Below are 15,291 nucleotides of genomic sequence, written 5' to 3'. Positions count from 1 at the left end.
TGGGCGGGCGACCCGGCCTCTTCGGTCGACAGTTACGGGTGTGGCTCGGCTTGATCAGGTCGCGGTGCCATCGCAGCACGGTGTCGGGCTGGACCAGCAACCCGAGTCGACGCAGAACCTGGCGCGGTAGCGGCACCGGCAGGGCGGCGAGGAAGGCCAGGTCCTCCGGGGCGAACTTCACCCGGCCCGCACCGACTGGTCGGAAGGCAGCGAGCCCTGACTGAGGGCCCCAGCGATCCGACCGCATACGAGCGGATCAGGCCGGGATCGGTTCGCTGAGGAAGTCGCTGACCAGCGTGGCGAAGCGGTGGGAGTGTTCGATCTGGACCCAGTGCCCGCACTGGCCGAAGACGTGCAGCTGTGACCGGTCGATCAGGCTGTTCAGCCGGATCGAGTTGGTCACCGGGATGACCTGGTCGTCGCGGCCGTGGACGAGCAGGGTGTCCTGGGAGATGGAACGCACCGTGTCCTCGGACAGGGCCAGTGCCTCGACGCCTGCCTGGCGCGGGGCGGGGAACATGGCGGCGTACGCCTCGTGGACGCCGGGCCTGGTCGACGCGTCATACCGCAGTCGCGCGAGTTCGTCGGTGGCCAGTGCCGGGTCGTAGGCGAAGATGTCGAGGAGCTTGCGCATGTTCTCGACCGAGGGCTCGTAGCCCCACACCGCGTCCAGGCCGTCCGAGATCGGAAAGTCGATGCCGACGCTGCCCATCAGCACCAGCCGGTCGACCCGCTTGGGTGCCCGGATGGCGACGTGCATCGCCAGCGCGCCGCCGAAGCTGTTGCCGATGATCGAGACGCGCGGCAGCTCCAGCGCGTCCATCAGCGCGATGAGGTGGTCGACCCACGTGTCGATCGAGTAGGCGATGCCCTCGGGACGCTCGGTGTAGCCGAAGCCGACGATGTCGGGCGCGATGACGCGGAAGGACTCCGACAGAGCAGGCAGCACGGGACGCCAGTTGGCCCAGGCGGAGACACCCGGCCCTGAGCCGTGGATCAGCAGTACGGGCGCCCCGCTGCCCCGGTCGTGGTAGTTGGTCTTGATCCCGCCGGCGTCGATCGTCGACGCGATTTCAGGATTGGCGTTCACAGGGTGTCTCCTTCGGCCGGTGAAGCGGAGGTCTGCGCGTCGGCGACGAGCGTGACGATGAGGTCTTCCAGGGCGTCGGTGTCGAGCAGTTGGTGCTGCGGCTCCTCGAACGACGAGCCGAGGAGTTCCGCACGAGCCCTGCCGCCGCGGAACCGGGTCGCGATCCGCGCCCAGGACAGGCCGTAGGAGATCGTGAACACTTGGTCGAGCGTTCCGGCGTGGTCTTCGAGAGTGAGGGCCGTCGCGGTCTCCGGTACCAGAACGGCATTGGCCTCGCACAGCAATTGCTCGGCGTAGGCGCGGTGTTCGACCTGGTCGTGCGCTCCCTGCCCGGTCGTCTTCTCGACCGTCTCGATCAGCGTCGGCGATCCGAGCGCTTCGGGACTGTGGTGCAGCAGGTCGGAGATCCGCTGCATGAAGTCGGTCATGGTTCTCGCTCCCGAAATCTGTGGATATCCGTTGGCGACGCTCACCACTTTCACGAAGCCGCGCTCGTCGCGAGGTCGGTGTTCCGCACCGCGGAACACCGATCGCAACCGCCGGGGACTCGGCTCACAGTCGAGACGCGACCAAGGAGGTCCCCGTGCAGTACGAACTACGGCAGAACACCGTTGCTCCACGCCGGAACGCGTATCAGGTCCTGATCGAGCGCAACGGCGACGTCCCCGCCTCTCGGTACCAAGAGGGAACGGTCGGCATCCAGCCGCGCGAGAACTTTCACTACCGTCCCCTCTGGGCGCCCGAGCACGAGCTCTACGACGAGACGTTCAGTGCTCTGCGCCTCACCGACCCGGAGGGATTCGTTGACCCGCGGCAGTACTACTACGCGCCGTACGTCGCCGCGCGTGCGGCGCTGCACGACGGTTTCGCGAAGACGCTCGACTATCTGGACAAGCGTGACCTGACGGTCCGCCTGCCGGACGCGTGGGCCGAGATCGTCCGCACCGTCGTCGTCCCGCTGCGGCACTACGAGTCGGGCGCGCAGCTGATCTCGGTCGCGGGGGCGCGGTTCGCGTGGGGCACTCCGATCGCGCAGTGCCTGTCGTACGCGGCGTTCGACCGCATCGGAATCGCCCAGATGCTGAGCCGCATCGGCATCTCGGTCGCCGGCGGCACCGACGAGGCGCTCGCGGAAGCCAAGGGGCTGTGGATCCAGGCGGATCACCTCCAACGGGCGCGCCGGAACACCGAAGAGCTGATGGCCACCTCGGACTGGGCGGCCGGAGTCATCGGGCAGGATCTCGTCGACCAACTCGTCTACCCCGTGCTGTATCAGCGGCTCGACGACGCCGCGCTCCTCGGCGGAGCCGGGCCGTACAGCCTGCTGACCCAGCATCTGACGGCTTGGTACACCGATCACCGCCGTTGGCTCGACGCCCTCTGCGCGGCGTGGACATCCGACCCCGAGCATGGCGAGGCCAACCGTGCCCACCTCGCGGACATCGTCCGGACATGGCTCCCGGCCGCCGTCGAGTCCGCCACCGACATCGCGGCTGCCGTCGACGCGTCCCTGGGCACCCAGGCGGTCCTGGCCGTGACCCAGGAAGCCCGAGCGGTGCGCGAACGGTTCGCCGCGCTCGGCGTCAGCGCGGAAGGAGCGGCGACGTCATGACGTCCACCACAAGTCCCAGGATCCGCGCCGTCGGCGTCGACCTCCAGGACACCGGCGAGGAGTCGTCGCAGTTGGTCGATTCGATCGTCGCCGACAACGCGGGTGCCGAGGTGACCCGTCTGCCGGGTCTCGTACGGGTCCAGGCGCCGGCGGTCATGACCATCCGGCGCGAGACCGTGGAGCGGCATCTCGGGCGCGGCTGGGAGACGCACGAGTTCCAGATGGCGATCGTGTCCTACTTCGGTCACATCGCCGAGTGGGATGACGACGAGATCGTCATCAAGTGGGACCACTGAGGCATTCGAAGCAAGGAAGGCAGACACAGCCGTGGCCAAAAAGATGTCGATGAAACAACGTTATGCGGCGCTCACCCGCGATCTGGACTGGGCTCCCTCCTACGTCGACGAAGACGTCCTGTTCCCCCACACCAAGTTCGAGGGCATCAAGGTGCACGACTGGTCCAAGTGGGAGGACCCCTTCCGTCTGACCGTCGACGCCTACTACAAGTACCAGGCCGAGAAGGACAAGCGTCTCTACGCGGTGATCGACAGCTTCGCGCAGAGCCAGGGGCACCTGAGCGTCTCGGACGCGAAGTACCTCAACTCGATGAAGCTGTTCCTCCAGGGCGTGACGCCGATCGAGTACGCGGCGAACCGGCACTTCTCGTACCTGGCGCGGCACTACAACGGCCCCGGCCCCCGGTTCGCGGCGCTGTGCCAGTCCGTGGACGAGCTGCGGCACACCCAGACCGAGGCCCACACGCTGTCCGCGTACAACAAGTACTACAGCGGCTTCCACAGCTGGCCCAAGCAGTTCGACCGGGTCTGGTACCTGTCGGTGCCCAAGTCGTTCATCGAGGACGCGATGAGCGCGGGCCCCTTCGAGTTCCTCATCGCCGTGTCGTTCTCGTTCGAGTATCTACTGACGAACCTGCTGTTCGTGCCGTTCATGAGCGGGGCCAGCTTCAACGGCGACGTCCCGACGATGACGTTCGGTTTCTCCGCGCAGAGCGACGAGAGCCGGCACATGACCCTCGGCCTCGAAGCGATCAAGTTCCTGCTCGAACAGGACGAGGGCAACGTCCCGATCATCCAGGAGTGGATCGACAAATGGTTCTGGCGGGGCTACCGCCTCGTCTCGCTCATCGCGGCGATGCTCGACTACATGCTGCCCAAGAAGGTCATGAGCTGGAAGGAGTCCTTCGAGCTCTACTTCGAGGAGCAGATGCTCGAGGGTCTGTTCAAGGACCTCGAGTTCTACGGCATCCGCCCGCCCCGGCACGTCGAGCAGGCCGTCGCGGAGAAGGAGCACTACGCGCACCAGGCCTACTGGACGCTGTACAACTTCTCGTACGCCGCCGGCTTCACCACCACGATCCCCGACCAGGAGCATCTGGACTGGCTCTCCGCCCAGTACCCGGACACCTTCGACAAGTACTACCGGCCCCGGTGGGACAAGGCGGCCCGGATCGCCGAGGACGGCGGACGCTTCTTCAACACCGGACTGCCTCAGCTGTGCCAGGTGTGCCAGCTGCCGATGCTGTTCACGGAGAAGGACGCCCCGGACACGCTCGTCCAGCGCAGCGCGGTGCACGAAGGCGAGCGGTACCACTTCTGCTCCGACGGATGTGAGTGGATCTTCGGACGTGAGCCGGAGAAGTACGTCCAGGCCTGGCTGCCCGTGCACCAGGTCCTGCAGGGCAACTGCGGGGGACCGACCCTGCCCGAGGTGCTCGACTGGTACGGCTTCCAGGACGGCGACTCCGGCGAGTACCTGGGGTCCGCCGATCACACCAACTGGGTCCAGTGGCACACGAACGAACCGGCGAGGAGCTGACCGCCATGCCCGTCATCGCGTTGAAGCCCGGCTACGACTTTCCGTCCCGCAGCCGCCAGGAGCTCTACGGCACCGACCAGTTGGTGCACGTCATGTGGAAGGGCAACGCGTTCTTCGCGGCGCCGGCCACCTTCCGGGCCGCCCAGGACGCGAACTGGGGCGAGTTCGTCCGGGACGTCATCACGCCGTGGGCCGCGGGTGACCCTGATTTCGACCCGTCCACCCTGCACGGGTGGAACGTCGACGGCGTCGCCGTGACACCCACCGACCAGGACAGCTTCCAGTCGCTCGGGATCGGCCACAAGAGCCTGGTGAGCTTTGAAACCTGAGCGGGCTGAGCAAGCTGAGCAAGCTCAGCAGCAGGCCCGCGTGCGCGTCCTGCCCGACGACGTCTCGGTCGAAGTCCGGGAGGGCGAGACCGTTCTGGCCGCGCTGTCCCGGTCGGGCTACGGCTACCGCACCGGTTGCACCCGCGGCGGTTGCGGTATCTGCAAGGTCGACCTGGTCGACGGCCGTGTCCACTACCCGGTCACCATCGCGGAAACGGTCCTGGCTCCCGACGAGGCGGCGGCAGGCACCTGCCTGAGCTGCCGCGCCGTCCCCGAAGACGATGTCGTCATCGCGCTGCGGAACGAACGCCTCCGCCGCCTCAATCCCTACCTCACCTCGGCGGCCCGACCCGCCAAGCCCACGAGAGGACAGTCCTGATGGGCGTCATGAGACTCGGTTACGTACATACCCGGGTGACGGACCTCGAAGAAGCGAAGTCGCACTACGGCGAGACGCTCGGCATGAAGGCCGTGCACGCCGAGGGCAACCGCGTCTACTACAAGGCATGGGACGAGTGGGACCACCACTCCGTCGTCCTGGAGGAGGGCGGGGTCGGCCTGGTCAAGGTCGGATACAAGGTGTCCAGGAGCACCGACCTCGACCTGTTCGAGCGACGGGCCCAGCAGTTCGGCTGCATCACCGAGCGGATGAGCAAGGGGGACAACGTCGGCATCGGCGACGGCGTCCGCGTCGTTCTGCCCTCGGACCACGTGCTGGAGCTCTATCACGAGGCCGAGTACGTCGGCACCGAGGTCGGTGTGATCAACCCCGGTCCGTTCCCGCGTCATCTCGTCGGTGTCGGGGTCCCCAGGATCGACCACTGCCTCGTCACCTGTGAGGACCCGGAGACGCTCGAGCGGTTCTTCAAGGAGTGCCTGGAGTTCCGCCCCGCGGAGCGCGTCGTGGAGTCCCTGGACGGCGGGGCCCTGCTCGGCTCGTGGATGTCGTGCACAAACACACCGCACGACTTCGCCTTCATCAAGGGCCCGAACGGCAAGCTCCACCACTTCGCGTACCAGCTGACCGACTGGCACGAGATCAAGCGGGCCGGCGCCCTGTTCACCATGGACGACGTCCCCGTGGACATCGGGCCGACGCAGCACGGCATCACCCGGGGCGAGACCGTCTACTTCTTCGACCCCTCCGGCAACCGCAACGAGGTGTTCTCCGGCGGATACACCGTCTACGACGACTTCCCCACCATCACGTGGACCGCCGACCAGCTGGCCACCGGAATCTTCTACATCGGACGAGAGCTCAGCGAGCGCTTCACGTCTGTCCTGACCTGAGAAAGGGGCGCCTCCGATGGCTACGAGTTATCGCGTCACCGTCGAGCCGGTTGGCAAGGAGGTGCTCTGCCGTGAGGACCAGCCGATCCTGGACGCCTGCCTGAGGGCGGGGATATGGCTGCCCCACTCGTGCACGCACGGCACCTGCGGCACCTGCAAGGCGGAGGTGCTCGACGGGGAGGTCGACCACGGCGGGTCTTCCTCGTTCGCGCTCATGGACTTCGAGCGTGACGAGGGCAGGACGCTCCTGTGCTGTGCGACTCCCCGTTCCGACGTCACCATCGAGGGCGACGTGGAGGAAGAGGAAGGCGTTGAACACTTCCCCGTCCGTGACTTCACCGCGACTGTCGTCAGCCTTGACGACGTCGCGACGGACACCCGGCGGATCGTCCTCGACCTCGACTCCGACCTGGAGTTCAATCCGGGCCAGTATCTGCAGGTGTCCGTGCCGGGCAACGGCGTCACCCGCACGTACTCGATGGCCAATTCGCCCAGCGAACCGCGACGTGTCGAGCTGCATGTACGGCGGACACCGGGAGGCGTGGCCACCGACGGATGGATCTTCGCGACCCTCCAGATCGGTGACGAGATCGCCCTCGCGGGACCGTACGGAAAGTTCTTCTACCGCGAGGCACGGGACGAGCCCGCGGTGCTCATCGCCGGCGGCACCGGGCTCGCTCCGATGAAGTCCATCATCAGGCGGGTGCTCGAGAGCGATCTGCGGCGCACGCTGGTCCTCTACCAAGGCGCACGGACCGCCGACCAGTTCTACGACCGGGACTTCTTCGCCGCCCTGGCGAAGGATCATCCGGACCGGTTCGAGTACCGCCCGTGTCTGTCCGACGAGGAGCACCCGGACTTCGCCCACGGCACCGTCCTTGACGTCCTCGACGCCGACAGGCCGACGCTCAGCGGCCACGTCGGGTACCTGTGCGGGCCACCGCCCATGGTCGAGGCCGCGATGAAGCTCCTGATGAGGAAGCGGCTGTTCCCCCGGGACATCTATCGCGAGGACTTCCTCGACGAGCGCGACAAGGCCCAGGGAAGCGGCGTACGCAGCCCGCTGCTCAAGCGCTGAACCACACGGCCGGGTCCAGCGGGTCCAGCGGGTCCGGCCGAAGGGCCTTCCGCGGTGTCCGCCCCGTACGCCAAATGGGAGGCTGCACGTATGGATCAATACGTCTTCCACTTCGGCAGCGGTCATGAAGTCGCGCGCTCCCGCCTCGGCGGGAAGGGCGCGAGCCTGGCGTCGCTGGCCGCGGCCGGGGTGGTGACGCCGCCCGGGTTCGTGGTCACGACGGAGGCGTTCGACGCCGTGCTGGCCCAGGACGGGCTCCGCTCCCGCGTCGAGCAGACCTTGAGGGACATCGACCCGGACGACCTCGCGGCGACAGAGCGCGCGGGCGAGGCGATCCGCCGGGCCGTCCTGGGTGCCCAGGTGCCCGCCGACGTGCACAGGGAGCTGGACGCGGCCTACCGGACCCTGACGGCGGCGTACGGGAGGGAAGTTCCCGTCGCCGTCCGCTCGAGCGCGACCGCCGAGGACCGGGCGGACGCCAGTGGCGCCGGACAGCAGGACACCTTTCTGTGGGTGGTGGGAAGTGACCCCGTTCTTGACGCGGTCCGGCGGTGCTGGGCCGGTCTGTTCAGCTCCAGGGCGATCGTCTACCGTGCGCGCCACCGGATTCCGTCAGCTGGGCTGTCCATGGCTGTCGTCGTGCAGAAGATGGTGCCGTCCCGCATGGCCGGCGTCGCCATGACCCTCGATCCGGGCAACGGCGATCGCTCCCGGGTTGTGATCGACGCGAGTTGGGGGATCGGTGAGCTGCTCGTCTCAGGTGAGGTCACCCCGGACCACTACGTCGTCGACAAGGCCACGCTGAGCCCGTTGCGTACGACCGTCTCGGACAAGCGCGAGGAGCTCGTGGCCGACACCCGGGCCGGCTTTCTGGTCCGGCGCCAGGTGGAGGAGCGGCGCCGTACGCACCGCTGCCTGACTCCCGAAGAGGTGTCGGCAGTGGCGCGCCTCGCCATAACAGCCGAGGAACACTACGGCGTCCCGCAGGACGTCGAATGGGCCATCGACCCGGAACTGCCCGGACCGGACAAGGCGGTGCTGCTGCAGAGCCGCCCCGAAACGGTCTGGAGCGGTGCACCGGATGACACCCCGGGACAGGGGCGAGCGGCCGCGGCGGCCGACGGCACCTGGGACGGGACGAGCGGGAGGCGTTTTCCCGGCCCCCACGAGATCGCCGCTCCGCCCGGAGCGCAGGGATGGGAGCAGCTCTACCCGTACTACCTGGTGTTCCAGGAAGGGCTGAGGGCGAGCGACGAGCGCAAGTTCTGGTTCTGCGACCAGCAGCACTGGCCCAAAGTGCTCAAGCCGTTCGAGACCATCGGTGTCGAGTTCTCGATCAGCTACCTGGGTTACTACAACAACCGGTACTTCCTCATCCCTCGTGCGGCCGGGATGGAATGCCGTATCCATCACGGATACGTCTACCTGAGTCCCGTAGCCGTTCCGGCCGAGGCCGAATCCGCGCGCACATCCGAGTTCCTGCGCCGTGCGGGCCACTACTACGACAACTGGGACGCGCTCCTTGAGAAGTGGAAGCGCAAGGTGCTCGGTACGATCGCCGAACTGGAGCAGCTGGACTTCGCCGCCCTCGTGGACGCGGTGCCGTTCGGCCATGTGGAGTCGGCGGTCGGGCCGGACCCGAGCGACCAGCTGTCGGACGCGTACGACCGGCTGATCCGGCTCTGCCGCCGTAGCTGGCAGTACCACATGGAGTTCCTGAACCTGGGCTATGCCGCGTACCTCGACTTCTTCGAGTTCTGCAACCAGCACGTCCCGGGCATCCCCGAAGCCGGAATCGCCGCGATGGTGCAGGGCGCCGACATGGAACTGTTCCGGCCCGATGACGAACTCAAGGCACTGGCGAAGCTCGCCCTCGCCCTCGGCGTCGCCGACCCGTTGCGCAGCACGGACGACACCGACCGACGGCTCGCCGCGGTCGCGAGGGCACCGCGGGGACAGGAATGGCTGACCGCCTGGGAAGAGGCCCAGAACCCTTGGTTCAACTTCACGTCGGGCAACGGTTTTTATGGCTCCGACAAATACTGGCTGGACCATCCGTCGATTCCGCTCGGATACATCGCCGACTACATCGACCGCCTGGAGCGCGGTCATGACATCGACCGCCACGTCGACGACCTGGTCGCCGAACGCGCTCGCATCACCGAGGAGTACCGCGAGCGCCTCCCATCGGGGACGGCGCGGGACTTCACCGACAAACTCGACCTCGCGCGCAGGGTGTACCCGTATGTGGAGAACCACAACTTCTACATCGAACACTGGACCATGGGCGTGTTCTGGCGCAAGGTGCGGCAACTGTCGCACATGTTGCACGAGGCGGGCTTCTGGGAGGCCCCTGACGACCTGCTCTATCTCACGCGCGACGAGGTACGCCAGGTCCTCTTCGACTACGTGAGCGGCTGGAGTGCCGGCACGCACGCCGTCGGAACCGCGTACTGGCCCGAGGAAGTCGCCCGCCGTAAGACCATCATCGAAGCACTGGCCGGCACCCGCCCCGAGCCGGCACTGAACGAGCCGCCACAGCACGTCGCCGAGCCCTTCACGATCATGTTGTGGGGGGCCACTCCGAACCGGATGACCGCTTGGCTGGGCGGCTTCGAGAGCACAAGGACACTCACTGGGATGACCGCGTCACCGGGGACCGTCGAAGGTGTCGCGCGTGTGGTCACCGATGCCGACGAGCTGCGGACGGTCCGGGACGGGGACGTCCTCGTCGCCCCGATCATGGCGCCCAGCTGGAGTCCCGTGTTCGGCAGGATCAGGGCTGCCGTCACCGACGTCGGCGGCATGATGTCGCACACCGCCATCGTGTGCCGGGAATACCGTTTGCCCGCCGTCACCGGCACAGGCAACGCGTCCACTCTCATCAAGACCGGCCAGCGTATCCGGGTGGACGGCTCGCGCGGCATCGTCACGATCCTCGACTGATGTCCCCGCGAAGCCGTCCGGCAAGCGGCCGTTCCTCTATACGGAACAGACGCGGACGCAGGGCTCCAGGAGCCGTAGAACGGACGCACCCGCAGTGCTCAGTGCCTCCCGAAGCCTGGCGACCGAACCCTGGACGCCGGGCTTTCAGGTATGGATAACCGCAGGTGAGGGCCATGTTGACCCGGAAATTCGCACGGTTGAAACACTTGCGTAATGGAGGACCCCGGCTGACAGTTACCCCACGCACGCGCTACTGGGCGCGGCGGCCTGGAGGTTGCTGTGGCACCATCGCATCTCCCGCGAGAGGCGGGCTCCGTTCTGCCGGACGGCGGTCTGAAGTCCGTCACGTCGGCTCTGGAAGTCCTCGACTGCTTCGAAACGCAGCAGGAACTCGGTATCACCGACATCGCGCGCAAGCTCGGCGTCGCGAAGAGTACCGCGCACCGGCTTGTGACGTCCCTGCGTGCGAAGGGGTACGTGGAGCGCAATGAGGACACAGGCTGTTACTGCCTGGGCCTGAAACTCCACGAACTGGGCCGGTTGGCCGCCGAACGGTCCCGGCTGCGTCGTACCGCGCTCCCGTTGCTGGAGAGCCTCCGCGTCCGCACGGGCTACACGGTCCACCTCGCTGTGCCGGACGGCCCCGACGTCATCTACCTGGAACGCCTGCACAGCCACCAGGGCCTGATGATGCTGCACGGCGTCGCGCACCGGCAGCCGGTGCATCTGACGGCCTCGGGCAAGGCGATCGCCGCCTTCGACGCGACCGTCGCCCAGGCGCGCCGCGATGCCGGCTTCCCCCGTCGAACCGCGGCCTCCATCACGGACCGCCGGCAGTACGACGCGGCTCTGGACCGTGTGCGTCACCAGGGGTACGCGGTGAACGACCAGGAGACTGTTGACGGCCTGACGACGGTGGCCGCGCCGGTCCGTGACCGTACCGGCCGGGCCCGGGCGGCGATCTCCGTGGTCGCCCCCACGTCGGCTCTCGCGGGCGTGGTGACGGGACAGGCCCGACTGGTGTCCGCGGTGGCCCAGCGTCTCGCCGGCGGCCTCTGCCTCTGACGGGAGAGCCGCCCGGGCGGAGTCGAGGGATCGCCACCCGTTGTTCCGCGGAGCGGAACACGCGCTGTCGACGGACGTCGGTGAAGGGGAGCATGAAGCCGACCTGATCCCGAAGGGGATCGCCGGGTTCGCCATCACGACCGCGCAAGGGGAGACCAGCCGATGACTTCGATCGATCAGGCGGTCATCAACGAGGCCGCGGAGCGGCTGAGGACCGCAGCCGAAGGGCGGGTGCCGTGCGCCCCGGTCCGGGACCTGCTCGGCACCGAGGACATGGAAGCCGCCTACCGGGTACAGCAGTTGCTGACGGCCTGGCGCCTGAACGCCGGATCGGTCGTCACGGGCCGCAAGATCGGTCTCACCTCCTCGGCCGTCCAGGCTCAACTGGGCGTCGACCAGCCCGACTTCGGCTTCCTCTTCGGCGACATGGACGTTTCGGGAGGCGACGTGCACATGGTCCGCCTCCTGCAGCCCAAGGCCGAGGCCGAGATCGCCTTCGTTCTCTCCGACGACCTGGACGATCCCGACCTCGGTCCGGCCGACGTACGCGCCGCGGTGGCCCACGCCGCTCCGGCACTGGAGATCGTCGACAGCCGGGTCGCCGACTGGGACATCAGCCTGACCGACACCGTCGCCGACAACGCTTCCAGCGGCCTGTACGTGCTCGGCGACGCGCGTCTCCGGCTCGACGAGTTCGAGCCCCGCGCGACGACGATGCGCATGTACGTCAACGATGTACGCGTCTCGGAAGGCAACGGCGCCGCCTGCCTGGGGGATCCGCTGAACGCTCTGCTGTGGCTGGCCCGTACCGCGCACGCCCTCGGGGAACCGCTGCGCGCCGGGCAGGTCGTGCTGTCCGGGGCCCTCGGTCCCATGGCGCGGGTCGCCGCCGGTGACCGCGTCCACGCGGAGATCTCCGGCCTGGGCACCGTCTCCGCAACCTTCACCGACAAGGACTCCGCATGACCAAGACCAAGGTGGCCGTCATCGGTTCCGGCAACATCGGAACCGACCTGATGATCAAGATCCTGCGCACGTCGGACGTCCTGGAAATGGCGGCGCTGGTAGGCATCGACCCCGACTCCGACGGCCTCGCCCGGGCCCGTCGTCTGAACGTCCCCACCACGCACGAGGGCGTCGAAGGCCTCATCGCCCTCGACGGTTTCGAGGACATCGGCATCATCTTCGACGCCACCTCCGCCAAGGCTCACGAGGCCAACGCGGCGCGGCTGGCGCCCTACGGGAAGACGCTGGTCGATCTCACCCCGGCCGCGATCGGGCCGTTCATCGTTCCGCCCGTCAACCTCGACGCGCACCTCACATCCGGCAACGTGAACATGGTGACCTGCGGAGGGCAGGCCACCATCCCTATCGTCCACGCGATCGCGCGCACCACCCCGGTGCCGTACGCGGAGATCGTCGCCTCCATCTCCTCGAAGTCCGCAGGCCCCGGCACCCGGGCCAACCTGGACGAGTTCACCGAGACCACCGCCGCAGCGATCGAGACGGTCGGCGGAGCCGCTCGCGGCAAGGCCATCATCATCCTCAACCCGGCCGATCCGCCGCTCATCATGCGGGACACCGTCTTCTGCCTCATCGGTGAAGCGGATCACCAGGCGATCCGCGCCTCGGTGGCCGACATGGTCGCCGAGGTCGCCAAGTACGTACCCGGTTACCGGCTCAAGCAAGATGTGCAGTTCACGCCCCTCGCCCCGGACGAACCGGTCCACACGCTCGTCCCGGCCGGCTCCGCCGCGGTGACCACCCGCGTCTCGGTGTTCCTGGAGGTGGAAGGTGCCGCACACTATCTGCCCGCATACGCCGGAAACCTCGACATCATGACCTCGGCCGCCATGCGCACCGCCGAACGCCTCGCTCAGAACCCGCGTCAGGAGGCCCGGGCATGACCACTGACCTCTACATCCAGGACGTCACCCTCCGGGACGGCATGCACGCCGTCCGCCATCGCATCGCGCCCACCGACGTCACCCGGATCGTCTCGGCCCTCGACGCGGCCGGTGTCGACGCCATCGAGGTCGCCCACGGCGACGGGCTGGCGGGAGGGTCGCTCAACTACGGTCCTGGCAGCCACACCGACTGGGAGTGGATCGAGGCGGCCGCGTCGGTGCTGGAACGCGCCACCCTCACCACCCTGCTGCTGCCGGGCATCGGCACGATCGCCGAGCTCAAGCACGCGTACGCGCTCGGCGTGCGCTCCGTCCGGATAGCCACTCACTGCACGGAGGCCGATGTCTCCGCGCAGCACATCGCGGCCGCACGTGAACTGGGCATGGACGTCTCCGGATTCCTGATGCTCAGCCACATGGCCGATGCGCCCGAGCTGGCGCAGCAGGCCAAGCTGATGGAGTCCTACGGCGCGCACTGCGTGTACGTCACCGACTCCGGCGGCCGGCTGACCATGGACGGGGTCCGTGAGCGGGTGCGTGCCTATCGGGACGTCCTCGCTCCCGACACCCAGATCGGCATCCACGCCCACCAGAACCTGTCGCTGGCGGTGGCGAACTCGGTGGTGGCCGTCGAGGAGGGCGTCACCCGCGTCGACGCGTCCCTCGCCGGACACGGCGCCGGGGCCGGGAACTGCCCGATCGAGCCGTTCGTGGCGGTGGCCGACCTCAACGGATGGAAGCACGGTTGTGACCTGTTCGCGCTCCAGGACGCGGCCGACGACATCGTCCGTCCGCTGCAGGACCGCCCGGTGCAGGTGGACCGGGCGACCCTCACCCTGGGCTACGCGGGTGTCTACTCCAGCTTCCTCCGTCACGCCGAGGCGGCCGCACGGCAGTACGGCGTCGACGCGCGCGCCATTCTCCTGGAGGTCGGCCGCCGCCGACTGGTGGGCGGCCAGGAGGACATGATCGTCGACATCGCACTGGACCTGCTGGAGACGACCTCGAAGGCGTGAGAGCCATGCTTGTCGTCACCCGTCCTCAGGTCGCCCGAGTGGCGGGCTCGGATGGCGGGCGCGATGGGGGCGGGCTACGTTCCGAGAGCATCTTTCGAAGGGGGGGCGGAGAGGGAGACTCTGATGCCCAACGCAGCCCGTATCGATGTGCACACGCATGTGGTGCCCCCGTTCTGGGCCGAGGAGTTGCCGAGCCATGGCGGGGACCCGTCGGGCTGGTCCACCCCGGCGTGGAGCCCGGAGGCGCACCTGGCGTTCATGGACGATCAGCAGGTGGCCACCAGCGTCCTGTCACTGACCGCGCCGAGTGTGGTCGCCTGGGAGGGGCAGGAGCGCCGGGACATGGCGCGCCGGGTCAACGAGTACGTGGCGGAGCTGGTCAGCCGGTATCCGGGCCGGTTCGGGAACTTCGCCACGGTTCCGCTGCCGGATGTCGAGGGCGCTGTGGCCGAGGCCGAGTACGCGTTGGACGAGCTGGGCGCCGACGGAGTCGTGCTCCTGAGCAACTACGGGGGCGTCTATCTGGGTGACCCGAGGTACGCGCCGCTCTGGGAGGCGCTGAACCGGCGGTCGGCCGTGGTGTTCATCCATCCGACCTCCCCTCCGATCGAGGTCCTTCCGGGCGTGCCGGGCCCACTGGTGGACTATCCGTTCGACACCACCCGGAACGCCGTGCAGATGGTGTTCTCCGGGGTGCTGGACCGCTACCCGGACACGAAGATCATCCTGGCGCACGCGGGCGGGTTCGTCCCCTACGCGGTGATGCGGTTCTGCGAGCTCCAGCCGGCCCTCGACCCCGAGGGGCCCTCCACCGAGGAGCTGCTGGCGAAGTTCAAGCTCTTCTACTGGGACACCGCCCTGTCCTCCGGGCCCGACGCCTTCCCCAGCTTCCTGGCCTTCGCGGACCACGAACGCATCCTCTTCGGCAGCGACTTCCCCTACGCCCCCGCGCCCGTCGCCACCGCGTTCGACCAGCTCCTGGACACGCACAGCGGCCTCACGGACGAGCAGAAGACCGCCTTCAACCGCGGCAACGCCAAGAAGCTCTTCACGCGCCTCGTCTGACAGGGGCGGGCGCCCCGGACGCCACGCCCGTCCGGCACGACGCCGATGCCCCGCACC

General features: G+C 67.9%; 15 protein-coding genes. 13 read left to right on the top strand and 2 right to left on the bottom strand.

Annotated elements, in window-relative coordinates; all coding sequences use genetic code 11:
• Positions 1-256 precede the first annotated feature (256 nt).
• Entirely contained in the window at positions 257-1,090 is an 834-nt protein-coding gene (locus tag EV284_RS15115; protein ID WP_130334195.1) for an alpha/beta fold hydrolase, read from the bottom strand.
• Positions 1,087-1,518, bottom strand: coding sequence for a hypothetical protein (locus EV284_RS15110; RefSeq protein ID WP_130334193.1), 432 nt, complete (start codon positions 1,516-1,518; stop codon positions 1,087-1,089). The genes EV284_RS15115 and EV284_RS15110 overlap by 4 nt, the downstream gene beginning before the upstream one ends.
• A gap of 155 nt (positions 1,519-1,673) precedes the next feature.
• Here EV284_RS15110 and EV284_RS15105 point away from each other — a divergent pair, with 155 nt between their 5' ends.
• The 13 genes from EV284_RS15105 to EV284_RS15045 all read left to right on the top strand — a co-directional run bounded on the left by EV284_RS15105 (position 1,674) and on the right by EV284_RS15045 (position 15,234).
• A complete protein-coding gene (locus tag EV284_RS15105) occupies positions 1,674-2,702 on the top strand; it encodes a phenol 2-monooxygenase (RefSeq protein ID WP_130334191.1) in 1,029 nt (342 codons plus the stop codon).
• Entirely contained in the window at positions 2,699-2,998 is a 300-nt protein-coding gene (locus tag EV284_RS15100) for an MmoB/DmpM family protein (protein ID WP_130334189.1), read from the top strand. Before EV284_RS15105 ends, EV284_RS15100 begins: the two co-directional genes overlap by 4 nt.
• 49 nt (positions 2,999-3,047) lie before the next feature.
• Positions 3,048-4,538, top strand: a complete 1,491-nt coding sequence (locus tag EV284_RS15095) for a YHS domain-containing protein (RefSeq protein WP_207229036.1) — start codon at positions 3,048-3,050, stop codon at positions 4,536-4,538.
• Entirely contained in the window at positions 4,508-4,867 is a 360-nt protein-coding gene (locus EV284_RS15090; RefSeq protein WP_207229035.1) for a phenol hydroxylase subunit P4, read from the top strand. The genes EV284_RS15095 and EV284_RS15090 overlap by 31 nt, the downstream gene beginning before the upstream one ends.
• A gap of 40 nt (positions 4,868-4,907) precedes the next feature.
• Positions 4,908-5,246 carry a 2Fe-2S iron-sulfur cluster-binding protein gene (locus EV284_RS15085; RefSeq protein ID WP_130334184.1) on the top strand — a complete coding sequence of 113 codons (339 nt, stop codon included), beginning with the start codon at positions 4,908-4,910 and terminating at the stop codon, positions 5,244-5,246.
• The gene (locus tag EV284_RS15080; protein WP_130334182.1) at positions 5,246-6,157 is read left to right on the top strand and encodes a catechol 2,3-dioxygenase; all 912 of its coding nucleotides are present in this window, start codon (positions 5,246-5,248) and stop codon (positions 6,155-6,157) included. Before EV284_RS15085 ends, EV284_RS15080 begins: the two co-directional genes overlap by 1 nt.
• A 16-nt stretch (positions 6,158-6,173) precedes the next feature.
• Positions 6,174-7,235, top strand: coding sequence for a 2Fe-2S iron-sulfur cluster-binding protein (locus tag EV284_RS15075; protein WP_130334180.1), 1,062 nt, complete (start codon positions 6,174-6,176; stop codon positions 7,233-7,235).
• A 54-nt stretch (positions 7,236-7,289) separates the two neighbouring features.
• Positions 7,290-10,181: a PEP/pyruvate-binding domain-containing protein gene (locus EV284_RS15070; protein ID WP_165425531.1), complete on the top strand. Its 2,892-nt coding sequence runs from the start codon at positions 7,290-7,292 to the stop codon at positions 10,179-10,181.
• Between the two features lie 279 nt (positions 10,182-10,460).
• Positions 10,461-11,246, top strand: coding sequence for an IclR family transcriptional regulator (locus EV284_RS15065; protein WP_202448214.1), 786 nt, complete (start codon positions 10,461-10,463; stop codon positions 11,244-11,246).
• Positions 11,247-11,408: 162 nt separating this feature from the next.
• On the top strand, positions 11,409-12,212 hold the full coding sequence (locus EV284_RS15060) for a fumarylacetoacetate hydrolase family protein (protein WP_130334178.1): 804 nt from the start codon (positions 11,409-11,411) through the stop codon (positions 12,210-12,212).
• The gene (locus EV284_RS15055; protein WP_130334176.1) at positions 12,209-13,153 is read left to right on the top strand and encodes an acetaldehyde dehydrogenase (acetylating); all 945 of its coding nucleotides are present in this window, start codon (positions 12,209-12,211) and stop codon (positions 13,151-13,153) included. Before EV284_RS15060 ends, EV284_RS15055 begins: the two co-directional genes overlap by 4 nt.
• A complete protein-coding gene (gene dmpG / locus EV284_RS15050; protein WP_130334174.1) occupies positions 13,150-14,169 on the top strand; it encodes a 4-hydroxy-2-oxovalerate aldolase in 1,020 nt (339 codons plus the stop codon). The genes EV284_RS15055 and dmpG overlap by 4 nt, the downstream gene beginning before the upstream one ends.
• A 123-nt stretch (positions 14,170-14,292) precedes the next feature.
• A complete protein-coding gene (locus EV284_RS15045) occupies positions 14,293-15,234 on the top strand; it encodes an amidohydrolase family protein (protein WP_130334172.1) in 942 nt (313 codons plus the stop codon).
• The last annotated feature ends 57 nt before the right edge of the window (positions 15,235-15,291 follow it).

The organism is Streptomyces sp. BK022 (assembly GCF_004217355.1).
In the GTDB taxonomy this organism is placed as follows: domain Bacteria; phylum Actinomycetota; class Actinomycetes; order Streptomycetales; family Streptomycetaceae; genus Streptomyces; species Streptomyces griseoluteus.
This window is presented reverse-complemented; position numbering and strand designations above follow the sequence as displayed.

Coding starts and splice junctions, on each gene's coding strand:
- EV284_RS15080 (WP_130334182.1), top strand. CDS start 5,246: ATGGGCGTCATGAGACTCGGTTACGTACATACCCGGGTGACGGACCTC.
- EV284_RS15055 (WP_130334176.1), top strand. CDS start 12,209: ATGACCAAGACCAAGGTGGCCGTCATCGGTTCCGGCAACATCGGAACC.
- EV284_RS15110 (WP_130334193.1), bottom strand. CDS start 1,518: ATGACCGACTTCATGCAGCGGATCTCCGACCTGCTGCACCACAGTCCC.
- EV284_RS15075 (WP_130334180.1), top strand. CDS start 6,174: ATGGCTACGAGTTATCGCGTCACCGTCGAGCCGGTTGGCAAGGAGGTG.
- EV284_RS15045 (WP_130334172.1), top strand. CDS start 14,293: ATGCCCAACGCAGCCCGTATCGATGTGCACACGCATGTGGTGCCCCCG.
- EV284_RS15100 (WP_130334189.1), top strand. CDS start 2,699: ATGACGTCCACCACAAGTCCCAGGATCCGCGCCGTCGGCGTCGACCTC.
- EV284_RS15095 (WP_207229036.1), top strand. CDS start 3,048: ATGAAACAACGTTATGCGGCGCTCACCCGCGATCTGGACTGGGCTCCC.
- dmpG (WP_130334174.1), top strand. CDS start 13,150: ATGACCACTGACCTCTACATCCAGGACGTCACCCTCCGGGACGGCATG.
- EV284_RS15060 (WP_130334178.1), top strand. CDS start 11,409: ATGACTTCGATCGATCAGGCGGTCATCAACGAGGCCGCGGAGCGGCTG.